Below are 20,130 nucleotides of genomic sequence, written 5' to 3'. Positions count from 1 at the left end.
TAGCTACGGAGTGACCCATGGCTGATTTCTTTCTACAGGCTCTCGCCCAGGTCAGCAGCCCTGCCGTGCTGCTGCTGATCGTAGTAGGCGTGTTGTTCGGTATCGTCGGCGGCAGTATCCCCGGCTTCACCGTGACCATGGCAATTCTGGTGGTCTTTCCCTTCACCTTCGCCATGGATCCGGTCAGCGGCGTATCGCTGATGGTGGGCGTGTTCGTCGGCGGCTATTCGGGCGGCATCGTCTCGGGCGTGATGCTCGGCATTCCCGGCACACCCTCCTCGATCACCACCGTCTACGATGGCTATCCCATGGCGCAACAAGGCCAGCCCGGCCGGGCGCTGGGAATCGGCGTGGCGGCATCGTTCCTCGGCACATTGATCAGCGTGGCGGTGCTGGTCTTCTTCGGCCCGCTGATCGCAAGCTTCAGCATGAACTTCCGCCCGTGGGAGATCACCGCGCTGATCGTCTTTGCCCTGACGCTGGTTGCCGGACTCTCCAACGGCGCCCTGCTCAAGGGATTGCTGGCAGCGGCACTGGGACTGCTGATCACCACGGTTGGCTACGATCGCAACAGCAACCTGCGCTTCGACTTCGGCTTGCCGGCGCTCGGCTCCGGTTTCGAGATTCTGCCGGTGATGATCGGTATCTTCGCTTTTTCACAACTGATGGGAAACATCGAGAAGCTGCGCGACGAAAAGCACTCGAGCAAGAGAATCGACACCAACGTCTCCATTCCTTATGCCAGCATCCTGCGCGACATGGCGGGGCAGAAGCTCAATACCGTGCGCTCCTCGCTGATCGGCAGCCTGGTCGGCGCCCTGCCCGGCACCGGCGGCACCGTGGCCAACTTCATCAGCTACGATCAGGCCAAGAAGTTCTCACGCCATCCAGAGCGCTTCGGCACCGGCACGCCGGACGGGATCGTCGCCTCGGAGGCTTCCAACAGTGCCGTGGCCGGCGGCGCCTTCGTGCCGACCCTGGCGCTGGGCATTCCCGGTGACCTGCCCATGGCGATCATGATGGGCGTGCTGATACTTCACGGCATCACCCCGGGGCCGCTGATGTTCGAGCAGAATCCGGTGCTGGTCGGCGCGATCTACGCCAGCCTGTTGATCGGGGCCGTGATCATGGTGCTGTGTCAGCTGATGCTGGTGCGCTGGTTCGCCAAGATCTCGCTGATTCCCCAACAGATCCTGGTGCCGGTGGTGTTGATGCTCTGCGCAATCGGCTCCTATGCCCTGAACAACAACCTGTTCGACATCTGGGTGCTGTTCGCCTTCGGCATCCTCGGCTACCTGCTGTGGAAGGCCGAGGTTCCCCTGACCCCGCTCATCCTCGGCGTGGTGCTGGGCAACAACCTGGAGCGCCAGCTGTTTCGCGCGCTCGAGCTCGACAGCAGCTGGCTGACCTTCCTGACCCGGCCGCTCTCGGCGCTGTTCCTGGCGCTGGCAGTGGCCTCGGTGATCTTCTCGCTGTACCAGAATCGCAAGATTCAACGCCATCAGCGCCAGGCCGAGGACCTGGCCAAACCCTCCAAGGAGCCTCCCCATGCAGCATGATGCCCACTACTACCCCAGCCCCTCGCGACGCATGGCAGCGTTCGGCAGCCGGGGCATGGTCGCTACCTCGCAGGCCCTCGGGGCGCAGGCCGGCATGCAGATCCTGCAGCAGGGCGGCAACGCCGTGGATGCGGCGATCGCCACCGCCGCCGCGCTCACCGTGGTGGAGCCCACGTCCAACGGGCTGGGCAGCGACGCCTTCGCCATCGTCTGGGTCAACGGCGAGCTGCACGGCTTGAACGCCAGCGGCCCGGCGCCGAAGGCAGCGACCATCGAGGCGGTCAAGGCGCTGGGCCACGAGCGCATCCCCGACCATGGCCTGCTGCCGGTCACCGTGCCGGGAGCGCCCGCCGCCTGGGCAGCGCTCTCCGAACGCTTCGGCAAGCTGCCCTTCGCCGAGCTGCTGGCACCGGCCATCGCCCTGGCGGAAGAGGGCTTCCCGGTATCGCCCATCGTCAACCAGATGTGGGAAGAGGCTTACGAGAGCTATTCCCGGTATGACGATGCCGTCTTCCAGCCGTGGTTCGACACCTTCGCTCCCGATGACCGTGCGCCGCGGCCCGGCGAGCGCTGGACGGCACCCGACCACGCCCGCACGCTGCGCGCCATCGCCGACACCCACGGCCGGGCGTTCTACGAGGGCGAGCTGGCCGAGCGCATCGACGCTTTCTTCCGCGAGCATGGCGGCCTGTTGCGCCGCGAGGACCTCGCGGCCTTCCAGCCCGAGTGGGTCGAGCCGATCGGCACGCGTTACCGCGGCCACGACATCTGGGAGATCCCGCCCAACGGCAGCGGGCTGATCGCGCTGCAGGCGCTGGGCATTCTTGAGCGCCTGGGCGAGGAGGGACGCGATCCGGTGGAGACCCTGCACCGGCGTATCGAGGCCACCAAGCTGGGCTACGTCGACGGCCGGCGCTACATCACCGAGCGCGACGCCATGGGGCCGAGCGTGGAGCAGCTACTGGCCGACGACTATCTCACGGCCCGTGCCGAACTGATCGGCGAACGGGCGCTCGATCCCCAGCACGGCAACCCGATCCGCGGCGGTACCGTGTACCTGGCGACCGCCGATGGCGACGGCAACATGGTGTCGTTCATCCAGAGCAACTATAAAGGCTTCGGCTCGGGCATCGTGGTGCCGGGCACCGGCATCAGCCTGCAGAACCGCGGCTGGTCCTTCTCGCTCGACCCCGGCCACGCCAACGCCTTGGCCCCGGGCAAGCGCCCCTACCACACCATCATTCCCGGCTTCATCACCCGCAATGGTGAAGCGGTGGGCCCCTTCGGGGTGATGGGCGGCTACATGCAGCCACAAGGCCATGTGCAGGTGGTCGCCGCCATGCTCGACGATCGCCTCAACCCCCAGGCGGCGCTGGACCTGCCACGCTGGAAGTGGACCCAGGGGCGGACCGTGGAAGTGGAACCGCACTTCCCCGATCACTTGGCCCAGGCGCTGGCGCGACGGGGTCATCATATCGTCAAGGTGGCCGACCCGATCAGCTTCGGCCGTGGCCAGATCATCCTGCGCGACAGCGCGACCGGAGTGCTCTGCGGCGGCACCGAGCCGCGCACCGACGGCGCAGTCTTGCCCTGGTAGCTGCTCTGTTCGCAAGGGGCCCAAGGCGCCATGCCCGGCATGGCGCCCGTTCTTCCCCTCTCTTGCAGGTTCCCCTGCAGGTCCGTGCCTCTCGCCCACGGTCGTTGTCACCAAGACTCTCCTGCCAGCATGGTATACCGAGCACCTTTGCTCGAGACTGCTTCCCTGCCTAGCCTCCGCACATCTTCCTTTCTTCATGAAACAATGACCAACCCCTCCACTGTGGGCTTCTTTCGCCTTTCTCACTGCTTTGATCAGTGCGCCTCCGACAAAATCTGATCCAGGTCGGAAAAAGCCTTGACAGGCCAAGCGAGGGGAATTTACGCTGCCTACATGGCTTTTGGTATACCATGAGCCATCACGAAGACACCGGCCTACCAGGCCCATGACGCAAACCATCATGCTCGAACAACCTTCTTGAACAACATTTTTGAACAACAAGGGCGCTGACTCGCGACAGCCAGCGCACGGCACAATCAGGAGTCCCTCCCCATGGCACAGTTGATGAACCGCGATGAATTCCGTACCGCCCTGGAAGAAGCCATCAAGGGCAAGAGCGCCAACAAGGCCCCGTTCAGCGTGGCCTGGGCCAGCGGCAAGCTGTCTCGCGATCACCTCGCCCGCTGGGCCGAGAACCACTACCACTACGTGGGCCCGTTCGCCGACTACCTGGCGTACATTTACGCCAACACGCCGGACACCTACACCGAAGCCAAGGATTTCCTGCTGCAGAACATGTACGAGGAAGAACTTGGCGGCGACCGGCATACCGACCTGCTGATCCGCTTCGCCGAGGCCTGCGGCACCACCCGTGAGCGCGTCGAGAACCCCGACAACATGTCCCCGACCACCCGCGGCCTGCAGAGCTGGTGCTATGCCGTGGCCATGCGCGAGCACCCGGTGGTCGCCGTGGCAGCACTGGTGGTCGGCCTGGAATCCCAGGTGCCGTCGATCTACCGCAAGCAGACCCCGACCCTGCGCGAGAAGTACGGCTTCACCGATGAAGAGGTCGAGTTCTTCGACCTGCACATCGTCTCCGACGAGATCCACGGCGAGCGTGGCTATCAGATCGTGCTGGAGCACGCCGACACCGTCGAGCTGCAGCAGCGCTGCCTGAAGATCTGCGAGATCGGCGCCCAGATGCGCCTGCTCTACACCACCGCGCTGTACTACGACTACGTTGCCGGCGACCTGCCCCTCGCCGAGCTCGACATGGCGGCCTGAGCGAGGCCCTGCCTCACCCGCCCCGCGCTTTCGCGTCTGCCGGCCCGGCGCCGGCAGATGCCCACCGCGCGACACGGGGCCATGAAGAAGCCAGCGACGACAGCCAGTGACGACAAGAGGTAAGCGTCTTGGATAACGCAACCCAGTTTCTCAACTACATCGACGGCCAGTGGGTCGCCAGCGGCTCGGGGAACACCTTCGAGAACCGTAACCCCGCCGACCAGGACGATCTGCTCGGCCTGTTCCAGGCCAGCACCGCGGAGGACGCGCGCCGGGCCATCGCAGCGGCCGACCGTGCCTTCACCGAGTGGCGGGCCACGCCGATCTCGCAGCGCGCCAGGATCCTCAATCGCGCCGCCGACTACCTGATGGAGAACCTCGAGCAGTTCGCCCAGGAGCTGACCCGCGAGGAAGGCAAGCTGCTGGCCAACAGCCGCGACGAGATAGCTCGCTCCGCCCAGACCCTGCGCTTCTACGCGGTGGAAGGCCAAACCATCACCGGCGAGACCTTCCCCCAGGACGACGCCAGGATGACGGTCTATACCCAGCGCGAACCGCTCGGCGTGGCGACCGTCATCACGCCGTGGAACTTCCCCATCTCGATTCCGGCGCGCAAGATCGCCCCGGCGCTGATCACTGGTAACAGCGTGGTGTTCAAGCCCTCGTCGGATGCGCCGCTGATCGGCTATCGCCTGGCCGAAGCCCTGCATCACGCCGGCGTGCCGGCAGGCGTGTTCAACTTCATCACCGGCGCCGCCTCGGCGATCGGCGAGGAGATCACCGCCAACCCGGTGGTCAAGGCGATCTCCTTCACCGGCTCCACCGCCGCCGGCGAGCGCATCCACCGCGCCGCGGCCATGGCCACCCGCACCCAGATGGAGCTCGGCGGCAAGAACCCGCTGATCGTGCTGGAGGATGCCGACATCGACACCGCAGTCGACCTGACCGTGAAGGGCGGCTTCTCGCTCACCGGGCAGGCCTGCACCGGCACCAGTCGCGTGCTGATCGCGCGCTCGTGCAAGGAGGCGTATCTCACTCGCCTGGTAGAGAAGGTCAAGACGCTGAAGATCGGCAACGGCATGACCGAGGGCACCCAGATCGGCCCGCTGGCCACCCGTCAGCAGCTCGATACCGTGCTCGGCTACATCGAGACGGGCAGGCAGGAAGCGACCCACGTGCACGGCGGCGAACACCTCACCGAGGGCGATTACGCCAAGGGCTTCTACGTCACCCCGGCGATCTTCAGCGATGTGACCCAGGAAATGCGCATCGCCCGCGAGGAGATCTTCGGCCCGGTCGTGGCGGTGATCGAGATCGACGGCTACGAAGACGCCATCACCAAGGCCAACGATACGCCCTATGGGCTCTCCGCCGCTTTGGTGACGAAGAACTTCGATTACATCCAGCGCTTCCCGCTCGATATCCAGGCCGGCACGGTGAAGATCAACCGCACCACCACCGGCAACCTGGTCAACGCCCCCTTCGGCGGACTGAAGCAGTCGAGCACCTCGACCTTCCGTGAATCGGGACGCGCCGGACTCGACTTCTTCACCCAGACCAAGACCGTCTATCTCGGCTGCTGAGCCCCCCTACAACGACAACCCGACGACAAGGTGACCCGATGAAACAGGTATTTCGACTGGAATTGGAAGAAGCCAAGCTGATGGTGGAAGCCGCCAAGCAGCGCTCCGAGGAGATCGGCGTGCTGGAAACCATCTGCGTGGTGGACGACGGCGGCTACCCGTTGGCCATGGAGCGCATGAATGGCGCTCGCGTCACCGGCCCGCAGATCGCCTGGAACAAGGCCTTCACCGCCGCCGGCCACAAGCGCTCCACCCACCTCTTCAACACCGCTCCCAACGGTCCCGCCCTGCCGGGCAACGAGGCCTTCGGCATCCAGTGGAGCTTCGAGGGCAAGTTCGCCGTCTTCGTCGGCGGCTTCCCCATCGTGGTCGATGGCGAGGTGATCGGCGGCGTGGGCCTGAGCGGCGGCAACGGCGAGCAGGACACCCAGGCCGGCCTCGCCGCGCTGAAGGCCCTACAGGACCATCTGCGCGAGTCGGGCCATGAGGTGATGGTCGAGGCCGACATCAAGAAGTGAGCCCTACGGCTCCGACGATAGTGTCGGCAAGCGGCCACGCCTCTTGCCGACCCCTGACGAACGGCCAAGCGCCGACACCCGGCAGACAACGACAAGACTGCCTGACACGGGTGCGCTCGAGGAGGCTGCCATGAGCTACCGTATTACTCTCTCCGAATCCTCCGACTCCTTCGACGCCCAGCCGGGAGAGCCACTGCTCGAGGCCGCCGAGCGCGCGGGCTTTCCGCTGGTGCACGACTGCCGCTTCGGCGGTTGCGGCGCCTGCCGCGTCAAGCTGCTGGAAGGACGCGTCGACTACGAGGAGTTTCCCTTCGGGCTGACCGAGGAGGAAGCCGGGGAAGGCTACGCCCTGGCCTGTCAGGCCCGGGCCTGCAGCGACCTGACCATCAGCGCCAGCCTGCTGCCGGAAGGGCACGTGCCCGCCGACTTCCATGTCGCCACCATCGAGCGGCTGGACAAGCTCAGCCACGACGTGACCCACCTGGTGCTGCGTATCCCCACGGCGAGCGACGTGCGGTTCCATCCGGGCCAGTACCTCAACGTGATGCTCGACGACGGCAGCCCACGCAGCTTCTCGATGGCCTCGCCGCCCAACGGTGAGCTGTTCGACTTCCATATCCGCCGCGTTCCGGGCGGCTATTTCACCGGCCGCCTCGAGACCCACTACCAGCCCGGCGACACCCTGGACGTGGAGCTGCCGCTGGGCGCCTTCCGCCACGACGCCACGAGCCCCCGCGAGCTGCTGATGGTGGCCGGCGGCACCGGCCTGGCGCCGATCAAGAGCATCATCGAATCGCTCAAGGACGACCCGCTACGCCCCGGCATCGCCCTCTACTGGGGCGTGCGTCGCGCCGAGGATCTCTACCTCGACGAGCAGCTGCGCCACTGGGCACGCACGCTGCCCGACTTCCGTTACGTACCGGTGCTCTCTGAGCCCGACCCGCAGTGGGGCGGACGCCGTGGCTTCGTTCACCAAGCCGTATGCGAGGATCACGACGACCTTGCGGCCTTCGACGCCTACCTGTGCGGCCCCCCACCGATGATCGCCGCCGCCAAGACGAGCTTTTCCCAGCGCGGCCTCGAGGTCGAACGGATCTTCGCCGACAGCTTCAACTTCACCCATGAGCTCGACGGCAGCGTGGCCTGAGGCATCACCCGATCTAGCGAGGTAATCGACATGCCGGATATCACTTTCATTACCAACGACGGCAAGGTCGTCAGCGCCCCCCAGGACTCCAACCTGTTGCGCGTATCGCTGCGCGAGAAGGGCGGTATCCCGTTCAAGTGCGGTGGCGGCCTGTGCGGTACCTGCAAGTGCCTCATCGAGGAGGGCCGCGAAAACACCGACGCGGTGAAGAAGAAGGAAGAGAAGCTGCTCTCCGCCGAGGAACTCGAGCAGGGCTACCGACTGGCCTGCCAGACCTTCCTCAAGGGTGACGTCAAGGTCTCCTGGGAAGAGGCGCCCAAGGGCGGCACCAGCGCACGGCAGGTTCAGCCCAAGGCGGAGGCATGAGCAGCGCCATGACCAACAGCGAGAAGACGACACGGGTCGGCCTCATCGGCTATGGCACCGCCGGCAAGGACGTCGCCGAGGCCATCATCGGCGGCCAGGCGGGCAACAGCCGCCTGGTCGCCGTGCTGGTGCGCGACGTGGCCAAGTATGCCGACGTTGCCCTGGAAGGCTGTCACTTCACCGACAGCGAGGAGGCCTTCTTCGCCTGCACTCCTGACGTGGTAGTGGAGACGGCGGGCCACGCGGCCGTGGTCCGCTATGCCGAGACCTCGCTTGCCCACGGCTGCGATTTCATGGTGGTCTCCGTCGGCGCTTTCTGCGACCAGGCGCTGCATGACCGGGTGATGGAGAGCGCCAGCCGGCATGGCAGGCGCGTGCTGGTGCCCTCGGCAGCGATCGCCGGACTCGACCGCATCGCTGCCGCCGCCCAGGGGCCGCTGGAGCGGGTCACGCTGACCACTCGCAAGCCGGTGAAAGCCTGGCGCGGCACCTTTGCCGAGGAGGTGGTCGATCTCGACACGGTGACGCAGCCAACGGTGATCTTCGAGGGCAACGCCCGCGAGTCGTCCCGAGTGTTCCCCGAGAGCGTCAACGTGTCGGCGGCACTGAGCCTGGCCGGCGTGGGCTTCGAGGCCACCGAGGTGCGCGTACTGGTCGACCCGACCATCGACAAGAACGTGCATGAGGTGTCCGCCAAGGGCCTGTTCGGCGAGGTCCGCATCGAGGTGCAGAACACACCGTCGCCGAACAATCCCAAGACCGGCTACATCGTCGCAATGAGCGTTGCCCGGGCGCTGAGGAATCTTTCCTCGCCGCTGGTGATCGGCTAGCAGCCTGTCGGCCGATGACGGTCACAACGAGGCCGGGCGCTCGCAATGCGGCGCCCGGCTCGTTTCGTCCTGCCTGTCTTCTTTCCCGTCAGACCTGCGAGCGGCTCATGTAGGCCTTGCGCGACTTCTCCAGGTGGATGCGGGTAAAGCTCTCGGCCAGGTCCTCCTCGCCGCCACGGATGGCACCGAGGATGTCCTGGTGCTCGCGCAGCGCTTCCTTGGTACGCCCCGGCAGGGCGGCGCTGAGATTGGAGAAGGCACGCACGTAGTCCTTCAGGTCGACCAGCATCTCGTGCAGCTTGGGATTGCCGGAGGCCCGGCCGATCAGGTCGTTGTACTTGACGTTGAGCTCGACCGCATCGCCGCCGCCGTCGTTCAGGGCCTCGTCCATCTCGGCCATGAGCCGGTCGATCTCGGCGGCGATTTCATCGTTGATCTTCTGCGCTGCCAGGCGCGCGGCGAGCGACTCCAGCGAGGCCAGGATCATGAACACCTCGAGGATCTCCGCCTGGGTGATCTCGTTGACCACCACTCCCTTGCGCGGCACCGTGCGCACGAAGCGCTGGGTCTCGAGACGGAACAGCGCCTCGCGGATCGGCGTGCGGCTGATGTTGAGCTTCTCGGCCAGCACTCGCTCGACCAGGCGATCGCCTGCCTTGTACTCGCCGCGCAGGATGGCGTCCTTGAGATAGGCGTATACCTTGTCACGGATCGGAGAGAGGTCTTCCTGGGTCCAGGTCTCGGCCATTCGGGCTACCTTCGGCTGTCTCGCGGCTATGGGCGCTATGGAAAGGAAACCCGCATTTTAGCATAGCGAAGCACCGCAGCGGTATCTGGTACACGAAGGGCCAGACAATTCGCCCCGTACCGACGCACAGGGGCGGGAAGAGTCGGGGGAGCGCGCCGTCACTCAGTGCAGCGGTGCCCTCTCCAGGCGTGCGTCGATGGAGCCGAAGGTGACCAGTTGCTCCAGCTCGGCGCGGGCCGCCTCCAGCGTGTCGAAGTGCTCGAAGAACTTCAGCGGTACGCTGTTGGTTTGGCCACCCTCGCCGGTCTCGACGATGCTGACCCTGCCCTGGTCAGCAGTGACTTCGGCAATGGTGAAATCGGCCTTCTTGCGGCCGTAGAAGAAGTACTCGTAGCACTCGACCGGGGCGATGCCCTGCCCCGGCCTGGCATCGTATTCGCCCAGCTTGCTGGTCAGAATGATGTACATCTCGCTGCCCTCTTGTTGGATTCGTGCTCGTTGTCATCGTGACGCCGGCTGCGTGACGCCTCGTTGCGGCAGGTCTCAAACGGCGAGTTCGCCTTCGCCGTGCGTAGCGCGGGCCTGTGCGGGCTCGGCCAATACCGTACGCACCGCCCGCGACAGCTCTTCCAGCGCCTCTTCGACGATCGCCTTGCCGATCTCGAGGCTCGCCCGGGTGGCATCGCCGATGCAGCCGTTGCGCGTCATTTCCTCATAGCGGTAGAAGCCCTGCAGCGGCTTGCCCGGGCGCATTCCCTCCCAGCGCCCGCCGTGAACGATATCGCCCTTCTCCAGCCGCTCGGGACGTACCAGGTGGGGCGCGAGATAATAGGCCTCGGAGACCTCGCGCTCGCAGCTATGGCCGTACAGAGGCGAGGAGATATGTTTCTGCATGGCCTGCTTGGCCGAGGCCGTGGTCTTGGCGTAATAGCAGTCGACCCCCAGCTCCTGGGCGAAGCTGGCACAGGCCAGGCCCAGGGTGCCTTGGTTGCCGCCATGGCTGTTGAGGAACAGCACCTTGTCGATCCCATGGCGCTTCAGCGAGACGACCATGTCGCGCAGCACGGCCAGCAAGGTCTCCGGACGCAGGCTGATGGTGCCGGGAAAGTTGAGGTGATGCGGCGACACGCCCATGTTCACCGTCGGTGTCACCAGAACGAGCGGATGCAGCCTGGCCGCCAGCCGCTTGGCCATCTCCGTGGCCAGCACCGCATCGCAGCTCTCGCTCATGTGCGGCCCGTGCTGCTCATGGGCGCCGACAGGGACGATGGCCATCTTGACGCTCTTGAGCGCTTCCTCGACCTCGGGCCAGGTCATCTCGGTCAGAAGGTAGCTTGCCCTCCCGCTTTCTTTCCCGCTCATCATCCCGCTCTCCTCTTTCCCGCTCTCGTTCGCTGCCTGCGCGCTTTCACCGCCTGCGCGACAAGGCTCGTCGGCAGGCGGCGTGCCGTTGGGCTCAAGCACAGCACGCCATTTGGTATACCATAAGCCAAAACTAGCCGAACTCAACGCGTCCTGTAAAGAGGTTCCCCTCAGAAGTCTCCGCAATGGATCGTCAGGCCGGGCGACAGCTGCGCTTGGCCACCTCGCTGGAGAGTGTGATGTGCTCCTCGATCAATGCCCGGGCGCGGCGGGCATCACGAGCCAGGGCCAGATCGACCAGCTCCTGATGCTGGGCGTCGAGACGATGGCGTAGCTCCTGGGCACGCGGCGCCACGCGCCGATAGCGGTCGAACTGGTCGTGCAACTGGGAGATGAAGCGCAGCAGCCAGGTCGAACCGCAAGGGGCCACCAGGGCGTTGTGAAAGCGCGTATGCAGCTGCTCCCATTCGCCCACCGGCGTGCCTTCACCCGCGCGCCCCAGGCGGTGATTGGCCGCCAACAGCTGGGACTCCCACTCATCGTCGCCATGCTGGATCGCCAGCTCCAGAGCCATGCCCTCGAGCTGACGGCGCATCTCGGTAATGTCGGCGAGCTCCGCTCGTGTCAGCTCCAGCACGCGAAAGCCGCGCTGATTCTCCTGGCGCAATAGCCCATAGGCCGCCAGGCGGTTGAGCGCCTCGCGCAACGGGCTCAGCCCCACCTGGTAGGTTTCGCGAAGCCGCGTGATCGACAGCCGTTCACCGGCGCCGAAACGCCCGTTGAGCAGGTCCTGGCGCAGCGCTTCGTAGATCCGACTTGCCGTAGTAGCGCTCCCAGGACGGGTAGCTTGGGTCATGGCGTGACTCCATTCGATTTTTGGAATTTGGTATACCTATCTTGACGACTCGTCTCGCGTGATCATACTCTAGGTCAAATAATCGATTATTTCTATGAAAAAACCACCAAGGAATTATAGAACTCATTGTTTTACAGGTGATTTTTCTTGGAATACAGCAAAGGATACCCTCTGACATGGCGGCATCTCAACAGGGCAAGCTGTTCTTCTCCTTCCTTCGAATTGGCCTTCTCGGGTTCGGCGGCGGGCCTTCGATGATCCCTTTGGTACACCAAGAGGTGGTCAAAAGGCACGCTTGGCTGGAAGATGAAGAGTTCGCCGATGTCCTGGCCATCGCCAATACCTTGCCGGGCCCCATTGCCACCAAGATGCCTGGCTACATCGGCTATCGGGTCGGCGGTGCGCTGGGCTGCCTCAATGCCGTGCTGGCGGTGATTCTGCCGATGATCGTGGCGATGATCCTGCTGCTCGGCCTGTTCAGCCGCTACCGCGACGTGGCCTGGATCCACGGCATGAGCCAAGGCATGGTGCCGGTGGTGATGGTGATGATGGCCCAGCTCGCCTGGGACTTCCTGAACAAGTCGCGACTGGCGCTGGGATGGATCGTCAGCCTGCTCATGGCAGGCGTGGCGGGCGGGCTGATCTACTGGCTTGGTGTTCATCCCGGCCTGGTGATCGGCGCGCTGCTGGTGGCTGCCTTGCTGCCACCCCTGACCAAGAACAAAGCCGTCGAGGGGACAGCGCAATGATCTATGTCCAGCTCTTCCTGGCCTTCTTCATTCCCAACATCATCGGCTACGGCGGTGGCCCGGCGATCATTCCACTGATCGAAGCCGAAGTGGTGGGGCGCTATGGCTGGATGAATGCGCAGGAGTTCGCCGAAATCCTGGGCCTGGGCAATGCACTGCCGAGTCCGATCGCCACCAAGATGGCCGGTTACGTCGGCTACGAGGTGGCCGGGGCCGGCGGTGCCATCGTGGCCGTCTTCGCCACCGTGGTGCCCACGCTGCTGTTGATGCTGGGCGCCCTGGGGTTGCTCTACCGCTATCGCGAGTCGCCCCGGGTCAAGCGCATGAGCCAGTGGGTTCGCCCTGTGATCGCCATCATGATGGCCGGCCTGGTGGTGAGCTTCTTCGCGGAAGGCCTGGCCGGCGCCGGGCTCGTCCATACCCTGATCATTGCGGCGGCAGCAGCGCTTGCCCTGCTCCGCTTCAAGGCGCACCCCGCCCTCGTGGTGGTCGGCGCACTGGCCTACGGCGGCTTGCTGCTGGGCTAGAGGACAACGACCGATTCCTCATGGAAAGCTACCCATCGAGACAGGAGAACCCAATGCGACAACCGCCGAGATGAGCGAATGACATGTGCGAAAGATGTCAAAGCACCACTTTCGTGACATGCAAGGCAACGACAACCGTGGCAATGCAGCAACCGACAACTACAAGCAGTCGATGAGCCGCCCGACACCCTCGGCGCCGCCATCGCCAAGCCTGACGACACGACAAGGTGCAACATGGAACAACTCGAACAGATACCTCTCACCGCCTCGCACTGGGTCTTTCTCCTGGTGATCCTGGCGATCTTCGTTTCCATCGGCTTCCGCAAGGGTGTGATCATCCCCTCCATTGCCGGTATCTTCATGCTGGGCCTACTGGCCGAAGCTCCTCACGAGGGTGGACTCAACCAGCTCATCTTCGCCGTTCAGGTGGTTTTCCGTGCCCTGCTCAATGCCGGCACCGAGCTGTTCGACATCATGCTGGTCATCGCGTTGATGGTCGCCATGCTCAAGTCGCTCCAGCACCAGGGCGCCGATCGCTTGATGGTGGCGCCGATGAAGAAGCTGATGGTCGGCCCCTGGACCGCGTTCTTCGTCGTCGGTATCACCATGTACATCGCCGCTGCCTTCTTCTGGCCGACCCCGGCCGTGGCACTGGTCGGCACCGTGCTGATCCCCGTGGCCATGCAAGTGGGCCTGCCGGCCATCGGCGCCGCCATGGCAGTGAATCTGTTCGGTCATGGCATGGCGCTCTCCGCCGACCCGGTGATTCAGGGCGCCAGCCGCCTGACCGCCGGTGCCGCCGGTATCGAGACCACCACCCTGGTGCCCTATACCCTGCTGTTCTCCCTGGTGGTGGGCGTGGTAGCGATCACCCTCGCCTGTATCCACCTGCGCCGCGACATGCGCTCCGGTGTACTCCAAGCACCCAAGACCGATGAAGTCTTCAGTCCCCGCTCGGCAGGAGCCGCCGCCGTTCAGGCCGACACCGTCAAGGAAGTGGATGAGCCTGCCGCCGGCCCCTATGCACGTCTCTTTGCCATCGCCGTGCCGGTCATCCTGCTCGGCATCGCGGGGCTGATGATCTATCGCGCGCTGTTCCTGCCCGACCAGGCGATCCGCGGCGGCGGCGCCACGGCACTGCTGGGCGGCACGGCTACCGTGTTGCTGGTGCTCTCTTCATTCGCCTCCCACGGCCACCACGCCCTGGACGGCATCAGCACCTATACCCGCGAAGGCTTCTTCTTCGCCATCAAGATCTTCGCCCCGATCATCCCGATCGCCGGGTTCTTCTTCCTCGGCCATCCCGAGCACTCCTCGCAGGTGATCGGCGCCAGCGCCGCCGGCTATCTGTTCGACATCGGCCACAACATCGGCCATTACATCGACGGCAATGTCTTCCTGCTGACCTTTGGCATGGCGTTCATCGGCCTGCTCTCCGGCATGGATGGCTCGGGCTTCTCCGGCCTGCCGCTGGTGGGCTCGCTGTCCGGCGCCCTGGGCACCGGTGCCGGGGTCGACGTGCATGTACTGGCCGCCCTCGGCCAGGTAGCGGCGATCTTCGCTGGCGGGGGCACGCTGGCGGCCTGGGCCTTCGGCGTGGCGGCCGACGCCGGCATTGCCGGGGTCAGCCCCTCGGCTCTGGTGCGGCGCAACTTCGTGCCGGTGATCTCCGGTATCGTCGCGGCATGCCTGCTCGCGATAGTGCTGCTCTAGCCTTCTCGGCATCGCGGCACCCTGGCCGAGGCGCCAGGGTGTCGTTTTCCGCAGCAGAAGAGGAAACGAGGGTTGACGAAATCAACCTTATGGCACATGGTATACCATATGCCATCACAATCTAATGCTCGCGCGCCCTAGGGGCCTCCTAGACCCTAAGCACGCTACGACGACAACGAGCCAGGTGAATGCCATGCCCCTGATCAAGATTCACAAGAACGGCGAAGTCTTCGAAGGCGAAGTCCAGCCCAACACCAACCTGGTCGTGCGCGCCGGAATCCGCCAGTTTCCCTATCCCCACCTCAGCTACGGCTGCGGCATGGGCAAGTGCGCCAAGTGCATGTGCAAGGTGATCAAGGGCGGCGAAGCGCTGCCAGAGCCCAACTGGAAAGAGAAGAAGATGCTTGGCACGCGTCTCGAGCAGGGCTATCGCCTGGCCTGCCAGCTATGGGTGGAAGAGGATCTCGAGCTGGCCCAGGAGAGCCCGGCCGCCACTACCAGCCAGAGCCGTGCCGGTAGCGTCACGACATCATGAGCGCACCCCGCCGTCGCGGTGAGGTCGCCACGACGCAAAGGAGCCCGCCAGCTCGCGCTGGCGGGCTCCTGCCGTTGCGTGTCGCTCAGCCCAGGTACTTGATCATTACCCCAGCGGCCACCGCCGAACCGATCACGCCGGCCACGTTGGGCCCCATGGCATGCATCAGCAGGAAATTGTGCGGATTGGCCTCGAGGCCGATCTTGTTGGACACCCGCGCGGCCATGGGCACCGCCGAGACCCCCGCCGAACCGATTAGCGGATTGATCGGCATGCGGCTGACCAGGTTCATCAGCTTGGCCATCAGCACGCCGGCCGCGGTACCGATGGCGAAGGCCACGATGCCCAGCCCCATGATCCCCAGCGTTTCCATGGCCAGGAAACTCTCGGCCATGAGCTTGGAGCCCACGGACAGACCGAGCACGATGGTGACGATGTTGATCAATGCGTTCTGGGCGGTGTCGGTGAGACGCTCCACCACGCCGCATTCGCGCATCAGGTTGCCAAAGCAGAACATGCCCAGCAACGGCGCGGCATCCGGCAGGAACAGGGCCACCAGCAGCAGCAACGACAGCGGGAAGACGATCTTTTCCAGCTTGGAGACCGGACGCAGCTGGGTCATGGTGATCTCACGCTCACGCCGGGTGGTGAGCAGCCGCATGATCGGCGGCTGGATCATCGGCACCAGCGCCATGTAGGCGTAGGCAGCGACGGCGATGGCGCCGAGCAACTCCGGTGCCAGCACGCTCGAGACGTAGATCGAGGTGGGCCCGTCGGCACCACCGATGATGCCGATGGCCGCAGCCTGTTGCAGCGAGAAGTCCATGATCCCGAGCGACGACAGCCCCACCGCACCGAACAGCGTGGCGAAGATGCCGAACTGCGCCGCAGCCCCCAGGAACAGGGTGCGCGGATTGGCCAGCAGTGGGCCGAAGTCGGTCATCGCGCCCACGCCCATGAAGATCAGCAGCGGGGCGATGCCGGAGGCCACGGCAACGGAGTAGAAGACGTAGAGCATGCCGTCGCTGTAACCGACGTTGACCGCCACGTCATGAGCGGCCCGCAGCTGATCGGGCGAGGCACTGTCGTGGGCCAGCAGCTTGAGCGAGGTGCGCCATGTCTCCACGTCCGCCAGCGGATCGAGGGTGGCCCCCAGTGCGGCGGCGATCTGCTGCAGCACCGCCGGGCGAGCCACCTCGATGGCCTGGTCCAGCGCCGAGATCGCCAGCCCGGCTTCGGGAATGTTGGCGAGAATGCCGCCAAAGCCGATCGGCACCAGCAGCAGCGGCTCGAACTTCTTGGCGATGGCCAGGTAGAGCAGCACCAGCCCCACCAGGATCATGGCCGCCTGGCCTAGGGTCAGATTGTAGAGGCCGGAACCCTCCCACAGGGTCAATAACTTGTCCATGGAACGCAGGCCCTTACAGCACGATCAGGACGTCGCCGACGGCGACGCTGTCGCCCTCGCCAACCTTGACCTCGGAGACGGTACCGCCGCTGGCGGCACGCACTTCGGTCTCCATCTTCATGGCTTCGAGGATGATCACCACGTCACCCTCCGCGACCGTATCGCCCGGGCGCACGTTGACCTTGAAGATGTTGCCGGCCAGCGGGGCGGAGACCGTTTCACCGCTCGACGCTGCCGGCGCAGCGGCCTGGGGCTGAGCCTGCTCCTGAATCGCGCCGATCTCGCCGCCTTCGGCGACCTCGACCACATACTGCTTGCCGTTGACCGTGACGGTATAGGTCTCGGGGCCGGCGGACGCTGCGGCGGGAGCCGCGGGCACCTTGGCCCCCTGCGCTGAAGAAGCCGGCAGGTTGGCGCTGGGCGACTCCTGGCCCGGCGCCTGGGGGGCCGGTTCGAAGGCATCGGGGTTGTCGCGGTTCTTGAGGAACTTGAGCCCGATCTGCGGGAACAGCGCGTAGGTCAGCACGTCATCGATCTCACGCTCGCCCTCGGCGAGGCGGATACCGTCGGCCTTGGCTTTCTCCTTGAGTTCGGCAGCCAGGCGCTCCATTTCGGGCTCGAGCAGATCGGCAGGACGACAGGTGATCGGCTCGCCGCCTTCCAGCACACGGCTCTGCAGCGCCTTGTCGAACGGAGCCGGGGCGGCGCCATATTCACCCTTGAGCAGCGCCTGGACCTCCTTGGAAATCGACTTGTAGCGTTCGCCCATCATCACGTTCATCACCGCCTGGGTGCCGACGATCTGCGAGGTAGGCGTCACCAGCGGAATGAAACCCAGGTCTTCGCGGACGCGTGGAATCTCGGCAAGCACGTCATCGAGCTTGTCGCCGGCGCCCTGCTCCTTGAGCTGGCTCTCCATGTTGGTGAGCATGCCGCCCGGCACCTGGGCGACCAGGATGCGCGAATCGATGCCCTTGAGCGAACCTTCGAAGGCAGCGTACTTCTTGCGCACCTCGCGGAAGTAGCCGGCGATCTCCTCGAGCAGCTCGAGATCGAGATTGGTATCGCGCCCGGTGCCCTTGAGGATCGCCACCACCGATTCGGTAGGGCTGTGGCCGTAGGTCATCGACATGGAGGAGATCGCCGTGTCGACGTTGTCGATGCCGGCTTCCACCGCCTTGAGAATCGTGGCGGTAGACATGCCGGTGGTGGCATGGCACTGCATGTGGATCGGAATCGACAGCGTCTTCTTCAGCCGCGTGACCAGTTCATAGGCATCATAGGGCGCCAGCAGGCCGGCCATGTCCTTGATCGCCAGGGAATCGGCGCCCATGGCGGCGATGGTCTCGGCGAGCTCCACCCAGCTGTCGAGAGTGTGCACCGGGCTCACGGTATAGGAGATGGTGCCCTGGGCGTGCCCCCCCACCTTGCGCACGGCCTGGATGGCCCGCTCCAGGTTGCGCGGGTCGTTCATGGCATCGAACACACGGAACACATCGACGCCGTTGATCTTGGCACGCTCGACGAAGCGATCGACGACATCGTCGGCATAATGGCGGTAGCCGAGCAGGTTCTGTCCGCGCAGCAGCATCTGCTGCGGCGTGTTGGGCATGGCCTCCTTCAACGCCCGTATCCGCTCCCACGGATCCTCGCCGAGATAGCGGATACAAGCGTCGAAGGTGGCACCGCCCCAGGACTCCAGCGACCAGAAGCCGACCCGATCGAGCTTCTCGGCGATCGGCAGCATGTCGTCGAGGCGCATGCGAGTGGCGAATAGCGACTGGTGGGCGTCGCGCAGGACGACGTCGGTGATGCCCAGCGGGCGGTTGGTCTCACTCATGACAATGATCCCGTGAATGGCATGTTATGTAGTAGTATTGGCGGCCGCTGCGGCGTCGATCAGCGGCGATGGCGGCGGCGATAGCGATGGATGGCGGCAGTGATGGCAGCCATCAGCTCCGCGTCGTCCGCACGGCCAGAGGGTTTGGAGACGGGCGCGGGAGCTGGAGGGGTAGCCGGCGCCAGGCGGCATACGACCCATGACATCAGGGTGGTGACGAGCACGAGGAGCGTAAGAAAAACAAAAACAAACCCCATGCCGACCCCCATCAGGGCCAGACCATCCAGCAGCAGCTGTTCGTCCCGCATGCATTATCTCCCTTATTCTTCGCGACTTATTGGCGAACTGACGCCAACATGCCGATAAGCTTTCAAGTCGGCCATATAAACTGCCCCCACTCGAGGTGGATTGCAAGCGACCTATGGTGGAAGCCAACGTTGTTGTTTTACTACAAGGTAGGATCGGTCTCGCCCCCATGGAGGGCGTGATCGATGCTCATACCCGCGACCTGCTGACCCGCCAGCCCGGCTTCGACTGGACGGTGACGGAATTCGTCCGCGTCGTCGACGCCCGCCTGCCACCCAAGGTCTTCCTGCGTCACTGCCCCGAGCTCGACAGGCGCGTGACGACGCCTTCAGGCGTGCCGGTGGCTCTCCAACTGCTCGGCAGCGATCCAGCGGCACTGGCGGCCAATGCCGAACAGGCGAGAAAACTCGGCGCCAGCGCCATCGATCTCAATTTCGGCTGCCCGGCCAAGCTGGTCAACCGGCATGACGGCGGCGCCTCGCTGCTACGCGACCCTCGCCGGGTGCACGCGGCCGTAGCGGCCGTGCACGCGGCCGTGGGCGACGAGATACCGGTCACGGCCAAGATCCGCCTCGGCTTCTCGCATCGCCGCCTGGCGCTCGACTGCGCCAAGGCCGCAGAGGACGGCGGCGCCACGCAACTGGTCGTGCATGCCCGCACTCGAGACGAGGGCTACCGACCTCCGGCTCACTGGGAGTGGATCGGCCGTATCCGCCGCCACCTGAGCATTCCAGTCGTGGCCAACGGCGACATCTGGAGCCTCGAGGACTACTGGAAGGCCCGCACCCTCTCGGGCTGTCGCGACGTCATGCTGGGCCGAGGCGCGCTGGCCGACCCCTGGCTGGCGCCGCGCATACGCCACTGGCTGGCAACCGGCGAGCAGCTAGCCGCCACTCCCTGGCAGGCCCGCGCCAAGGTTCTGGCAGACTTTGCTGCATTGCAGCGTATCACACTCCCCGACCGTATTGTCACCTCCCTGGTAAAGCAATGGCTTAATCACATGCGACAGCGCGATGCCGAAGCGGCCCAACGCTTCCAGGCGGTCAAGCGCATCAACGAGCTCGAGACGCTGCTCGCCAGGCTTGCCCAGCCCCATGAAGCGCCGGCTCACGGCACGCTCGAGCCAGCCTGAGCCGGCCCGAAGGCACCGCAGGAGACGAGCAGGAGGGAATAAAAAAGGGTGCCCATCGACTCACGAGGGCACCCAAACGATCGCGCGACCGGCATCATCCCATGCCGGCTCGGCTAGTCGATACGCGTGT

20 protein-coding genes are annotated in these 20,130 nt (G+C 65.0%); 13 read left to right on the top strand and 7 right to left on the bottom strand.

What is annotated here, in order from left to right; all coding sequences use genetic code 11:
• Nucleotides 1-17 precede the first annotated feature (17 nt).
• From EKK97_RS03440 to nadX, 8 genes are all read left to right on the top strand, one after another.
• Entirely contained in the window at nt 18-1,559 is a 1,542-nt protein-coding gene (locus EKK97_RS03440) for a tripartite tricarboxylate transporter permease (protein ID WP_159549097.1), read from the top strand.
• Nucleotides 1,549-3,156 carry a gamma-glutamyltransferase family protein gene (locus tag EKK97_RS03435; protein ID WP_159549094.1) on the top strand — a complete coding sequence of 536 codons (1,608 nt, stop codon included), beginning with the start codon at nt 1,549-1,551 and terminating at the stop codon, nt 3,154-3,156. The genes EKK97_RS03440 and EKK97_RS03435 overlap by 11 nt, the downstream gene beginning before the upstream one ends.
• A gap of 492 nt (nt 3,157-3,648) precedes the next feature.
• Nucleotides 3,649-4,380 (top strand): iron-containing redox enzyme family protein, encoded by a 732-nt coding sequence (locus EKK97_RS03430; RefSeq protein ID WP_159549091.1) that lies wholly within the window; start codon nt 3,649-3,651, stop codon nt 4,378-4,380.
• Nucleotides 4,381-4,508: 128 nt separating this feature from the next.
• Nucleotides 4,509-5,963 carry an aldehyde dehydrogenase family protein gene (locus EKK97_RS03425; protein ID WP_159549088.1) on the top strand — a complete coding sequence of 485 codons (1,455 nt, stop codon included), beginning with the start codon at nt 4,509-4,511 and terminating at the stop codon, nt 5,961-5,963.
• A 38-nt stretch (nt 5,964-6,001) separates the two neighbouring features.
• Nucleotides 6,002-6,481 (top strand): GlcG/HbpS family heme-binding protein, encoded by a 480-nt coding sequence (locus EKK97_RS03420; RefSeq protein ID WP_159549085.1) that lies wholly within the window; start codon nt 6,002-6,004, stop codon nt 6,479-6,481.
• A gap of 130 nt (nt 6,482-6,611) precedes the next feature.
• Nucleotides 6,612-7,628, top strand: a complete 1,017-nt coding sequence (locus EKK97_RS03415) for a 2Fe-2S iron-sulfur cluster-binding protein (RefSeq protein ID WP_159549082.1) — start codon at nt 6,612-6,614, stop codon at nt 7,626-7,628.
• A 30-nt stretch (nt 7,629-7,658) separates the two neighbouring features.
• The gene (locus tag EKK97_RS03410; RefSeq protein ID WP_159549079.1) at nt 7,659-7,994 is read left to right on the top strand and encodes a 2Fe-2S iron-sulfur cluster-binding protein; all 336 of its coding nucleotides are present in this window, start codon (nt 7,659-7,661) and stop codon (nt 7,992-7,994) included.
• A complete protein-coding gene (gene nadX / locus EKK97_RS03405; RefSeq protein WP_236551365.1) occupies nt 7,991-8,824 on the top strand; it encodes an aspartate dehydrogenase in 834 nt (277 codons plus the stop codon). The genes EKK97_RS03410 and nadX overlap by 4 nt, the downstream gene beginning before the upstream one ends.
• Nucleotides 8,825-8,912: 88 nt before the next feature.
• Here the strand turns inward: nadX and EKK97_RS03400 are convergent, their stop codons facing one another.
• From EKK97_RS03400 to EKK97_RS03385, 4 genes are all read right to left on the bottom strand, one after another.
• Nucleotides 8,913-9,572, bottom strand: coding sequence for a GntR family transcriptional regulator (locus EKK97_RS03400; protein WP_159549076.1), 660 nt, complete (start codon nt 9,570-9,572; stop codon nt 8,913-8,915).
• A gap of 162 nt (nt 9,573-9,734) precedes the next feature.
• Nucleotides 9,735-10,040, bottom strand: a complete 306-nt coding sequence (locus EKK97_RS03395; protein ID WP_159549073.1) for a ferredoxin — start codon at nt 10,038-10,040, stop codon at nt 9,735-9,737.
• A 75-nt stretch (nt 10,041-10,115) separates the two neighbouring features.
• The gene (locus EKK97_RS03390) at nt 10,116-10,934 is read right to left on the bottom strand and encodes a creatininase family protein (protein WP_159549070.1); all 819 of its coding nucleotides are present in this window, start codon (nt 10,932-10,934) and stop codon (nt 10,116-10,118) included.
• Between the two features lie 193 nt (nt 10,935-11,127).
• Nucleotides 11,128-11,790, bottom strand: coding sequence for a GntR family transcriptional regulator (locus tag EKK97_RS03385; RefSeq protein WP_159549067.1), 663 nt, complete (start codon nt 11,788-11,790; stop codon nt 11,128-11,130).
• 176 nt (nt 11,791-11,966) lie between these two features.
• On the opposite strand from EKK97_RS03385, the gene EKK97_RS03380 reads away from it, so the two are divergent.
• From EKK97_RS03380 to EKK97_RS03365, 4 genes are all read left to right on the top strand, one after another.
• Entirely contained in the window at nt 11,967-12,539 is a 573-nt protein-coding gene (locus EKK97_RS03380) for a chromate transporter (RefSeq protein ID WP_159549064.1), read from the top strand.
• A complete protein-coding gene (locus EKK97_RS03375; RefSeq protein ID WP_159549061.1) occupies nt 12,536-13,066 on the top strand; it encodes a chromate transporter in 531 nt (176 codons plus the stop codon). The genes EKK97_RS03380 and EKK97_RS03375 overlap by 4 nt, the downstream gene beginning before the upstream one ends.
• Before the next feature lie 234 nt (nt 13,067-13,300).
• On the top strand, nt 13,301-14,779 hold the full coding sequence (locus EKK97_RS03370) for a hypothetical protein (protein WP_159549058.1): 1,479 nt from the start codon (nt 13,301-13,303) through the stop codon (nt 14,777-14,779).
• Between the two features lie 193 nt (nt 14,780-14,972).
• A complete protein-coding gene (locus EKK97_RS03365; RefSeq protein ID WP_149328627.1) occupies nt 14,973-15,314 on the top strand; it encodes a 2Fe-2S iron-sulfur cluster-binding protein in 342 nt (113 codons plus the stop codon).
• Nucleotides 15,315-15,399: 85 nt separating this feature from the next.
• Here the strand turns inward: EKK97_RS03365 and EKK97_RS03360 are convergent, their stop codons facing one another.
• From EKK97_RS03360 to EKK97_RS03350, 3 genes are read right to left on the bottom strand one after another with little or no spacing between them, the layout of a single operon-like run.
• Entirely contained in the window at nt 15,400-16,722 is a 1,323-nt protein-coding gene (locus tag EKK97_RS03360) for a sodium ion-translocating decarboxylase subunit beta (protein WP_159549055.1), read from the bottom strand.
• A 13-nt stretch (nt 16,723-16,735) separates the two neighbouring features.
• Complete coding sequence (gene oadA / locus EKK97_RS03355; RefSeq protein ID WP_159549052.1) at nt 16,736-18,562, bottom strand: sodium-extruding oxaloacetate decarboxylase subunit alpha; 1,827 nt, start codon at nt 18,560-18,562, stop codon at nt 16,736-16,738.
• A 59-nt stretch (nt 18,563-18,621) separates the two neighbouring features.
• Nucleotides 18,622-18,870, bottom strand: coding sequence for an OadG family transporter subunit (locus tag EKK97_RS03350; RefSeq protein ID WP_159549049.1), 249 nt, complete (start codon nt 18,868-18,870; stop codon nt 18,622-18,624).
• A 167-nt stretch (nt 18,871-19,037) separates the two neighbouring features.
• Here EKK97_RS03350 and EKK97_RS03345 point away from each other — a divergent pair, with 167 nt between their 5' ends.
• On the top strand, nt 19,038-20,000 hold the full coding sequence (locus EKK97_RS03345; RefSeq protein ID WP_159549047.1) for a tRNA dihydrouridine synthase: 963 nt from the start codon (nt 19,038-19,040) through the stop codon (nt 19,998-20,000).
• Nucleotides 20,001-20,130: the final 130 nt, after the last annotated feature.

Source organism: Billgrantia tianxiuensis, assembly GCF_009834345.1.
GTDB lineage: Bacteria > Pseudomonadota > Gammaproteobacteria > Pseudomonadales > Halomonadaceae > Halomonas > Halomonas tianxiuensis.
This window is presented reverse-complemented; position numbering and strand designations above follow the sequence as displayed.

What these genes read in the sequence shown, in the direction of transcription:
- EKK97_RS03440 (WP_159549097.1), top strand. Translation starts at nt 18, where the DNA reads ATGGCTGATTTCTTTCTACAGGCTCTCGCCCAGGTCAGCAGCCCTGCC.
- EKK97_RS03435 (WP_159549094.1), top strand. Translation starts at nt 1,549, where the DNA reads ATGCAGCATGATGCCCACTACTACCCCAGCCCCTCGCGACGCATGGCA.
- EKK97_RS03430 (WP_159549091.1), top strand. Translation starts at nt 3,649, where the DNA reads ATGGCACAGTTGATGAACCGCGATGAATTCCGTACCGCCCTGGAAGAA.
- EKK97_RS03420 (WP_159549085.1), top strand. Translation starts at nt 6,002, where the DNA reads ATGAAACAGGTATTTCGACTGGAATTGGAAGAAGCCAAGCTGATGGTG.
- EKK97_RS03415 (WP_159549082.1), top strand. Translation starts at nt 6,612, where the DNA reads ATGAGCTACCGTATTACTCTCTCCGAATCCTCCGACTCCTTCGACGCC.
- EKK97_RS03410 (WP_159549079.1), top strand. Translation starts at nt 7,659, where the DNA reads ATGCCGGATATCACTTTCATTACCAACGACGGCAAGGTCGTCAGCGCC.
- nadX (WP_236551365.1), top strand. Translation starts at nt 7,991, where the DNA reads ATGAGCAGCGCCATGACCAACAGCGAGAAGACGACACGGGTCGGCCTC.
- EKK97_RS03400 (WP_159549076.1), bottom strand. Translation starts at nt 9,572, where the DNA reads ATGGCCGAGACCTGGACCCAGGAAGACCTCTCTCCGATCCGTGACAAG.
- EKK97_RS03395 (WP_159549073.1), bottom strand. Translation starts at nt 10,040, where the DNA reads ATGTACATCATTCTGACCAGCAAGCTGGGCGAATACGATGCCAGGCCG.
- EKK97_RS03390 (WP_159549070.1), bottom strand. Translation starts at nt 10,934, where the DNA reads ATGAGCGGGAAAGAAAGCGGGAGGGCAAGCTACCTTCTGACCGAGATG.
- EKK97_RS03385 (WP_159549067.1), bottom strand. Translation starts at nt 11,790, where the DNA reads ATGACCCAAGCTACCCGTCCTGGGAGCGCTACTACGGCAAGTCGGATC.
- EKK97_RS03380 (WP_159549064.1), top strand. Translation starts at nt 11,967, where the DNA reads ATGGCGGCATCTCAACAGGGCAAGCTGTTCTTCTCCTTCCTTCGAATT.
- EKK97_RS03375 (WP_159549061.1), top strand. Translation starts at nt 12,536, where the DNA reads ATGATCTATGTCCAGCTCTTCCTGGCCTTCTTCATTCCCAACATCATC.
- EKK97_RS03370 (WP_159549058.1), top strand. Translation starts at nt 13,301, where the DNA reads ATGGAACAACTCGAACAGATACCTCTCACCGCCTCGCACTGGGTCTTT.
- EKK97_RS03365 (WP_149328627.1), top strand. Translation starts at nt 14,973, where the DNA reads ATGCCCCTGATCAAGATTCACAAGAACGGCGAAGTCTTCGAAGGCGAA.
- EKK97_RS03360 (WP_159549055.1), bottom strand. Translation starts at nt 16,722, where the DNA reads ATGGACAAGTTATTGACCCTGTGGGAGGGTTCCGGCCTCTACAATCTG.
- oadA (WP_159549052.1), bottom strand. Translation starts at nt 18,562, where the DNA reads ATGAGTGAGACCAACCGCCCGCTGGGCATCACCGACGTCGTCCTGCGC.
- EKK97_RS03350 (WP_159549049.1), bottom strand. Translation starts at nt 18,870, where the DNA reads ATGCGGGACGAACAGCTGCTGCTGGATGGTCTGGCCCTGATGGGGGTC.
- EKK97_RS03345 (WP_159549047.1), top strand. Translation starts at nt 19,038, where the DNA reads ATGGAGGGCGTGATCGATGCTCATACCCGCGACCTGCTGACCCGCCAG.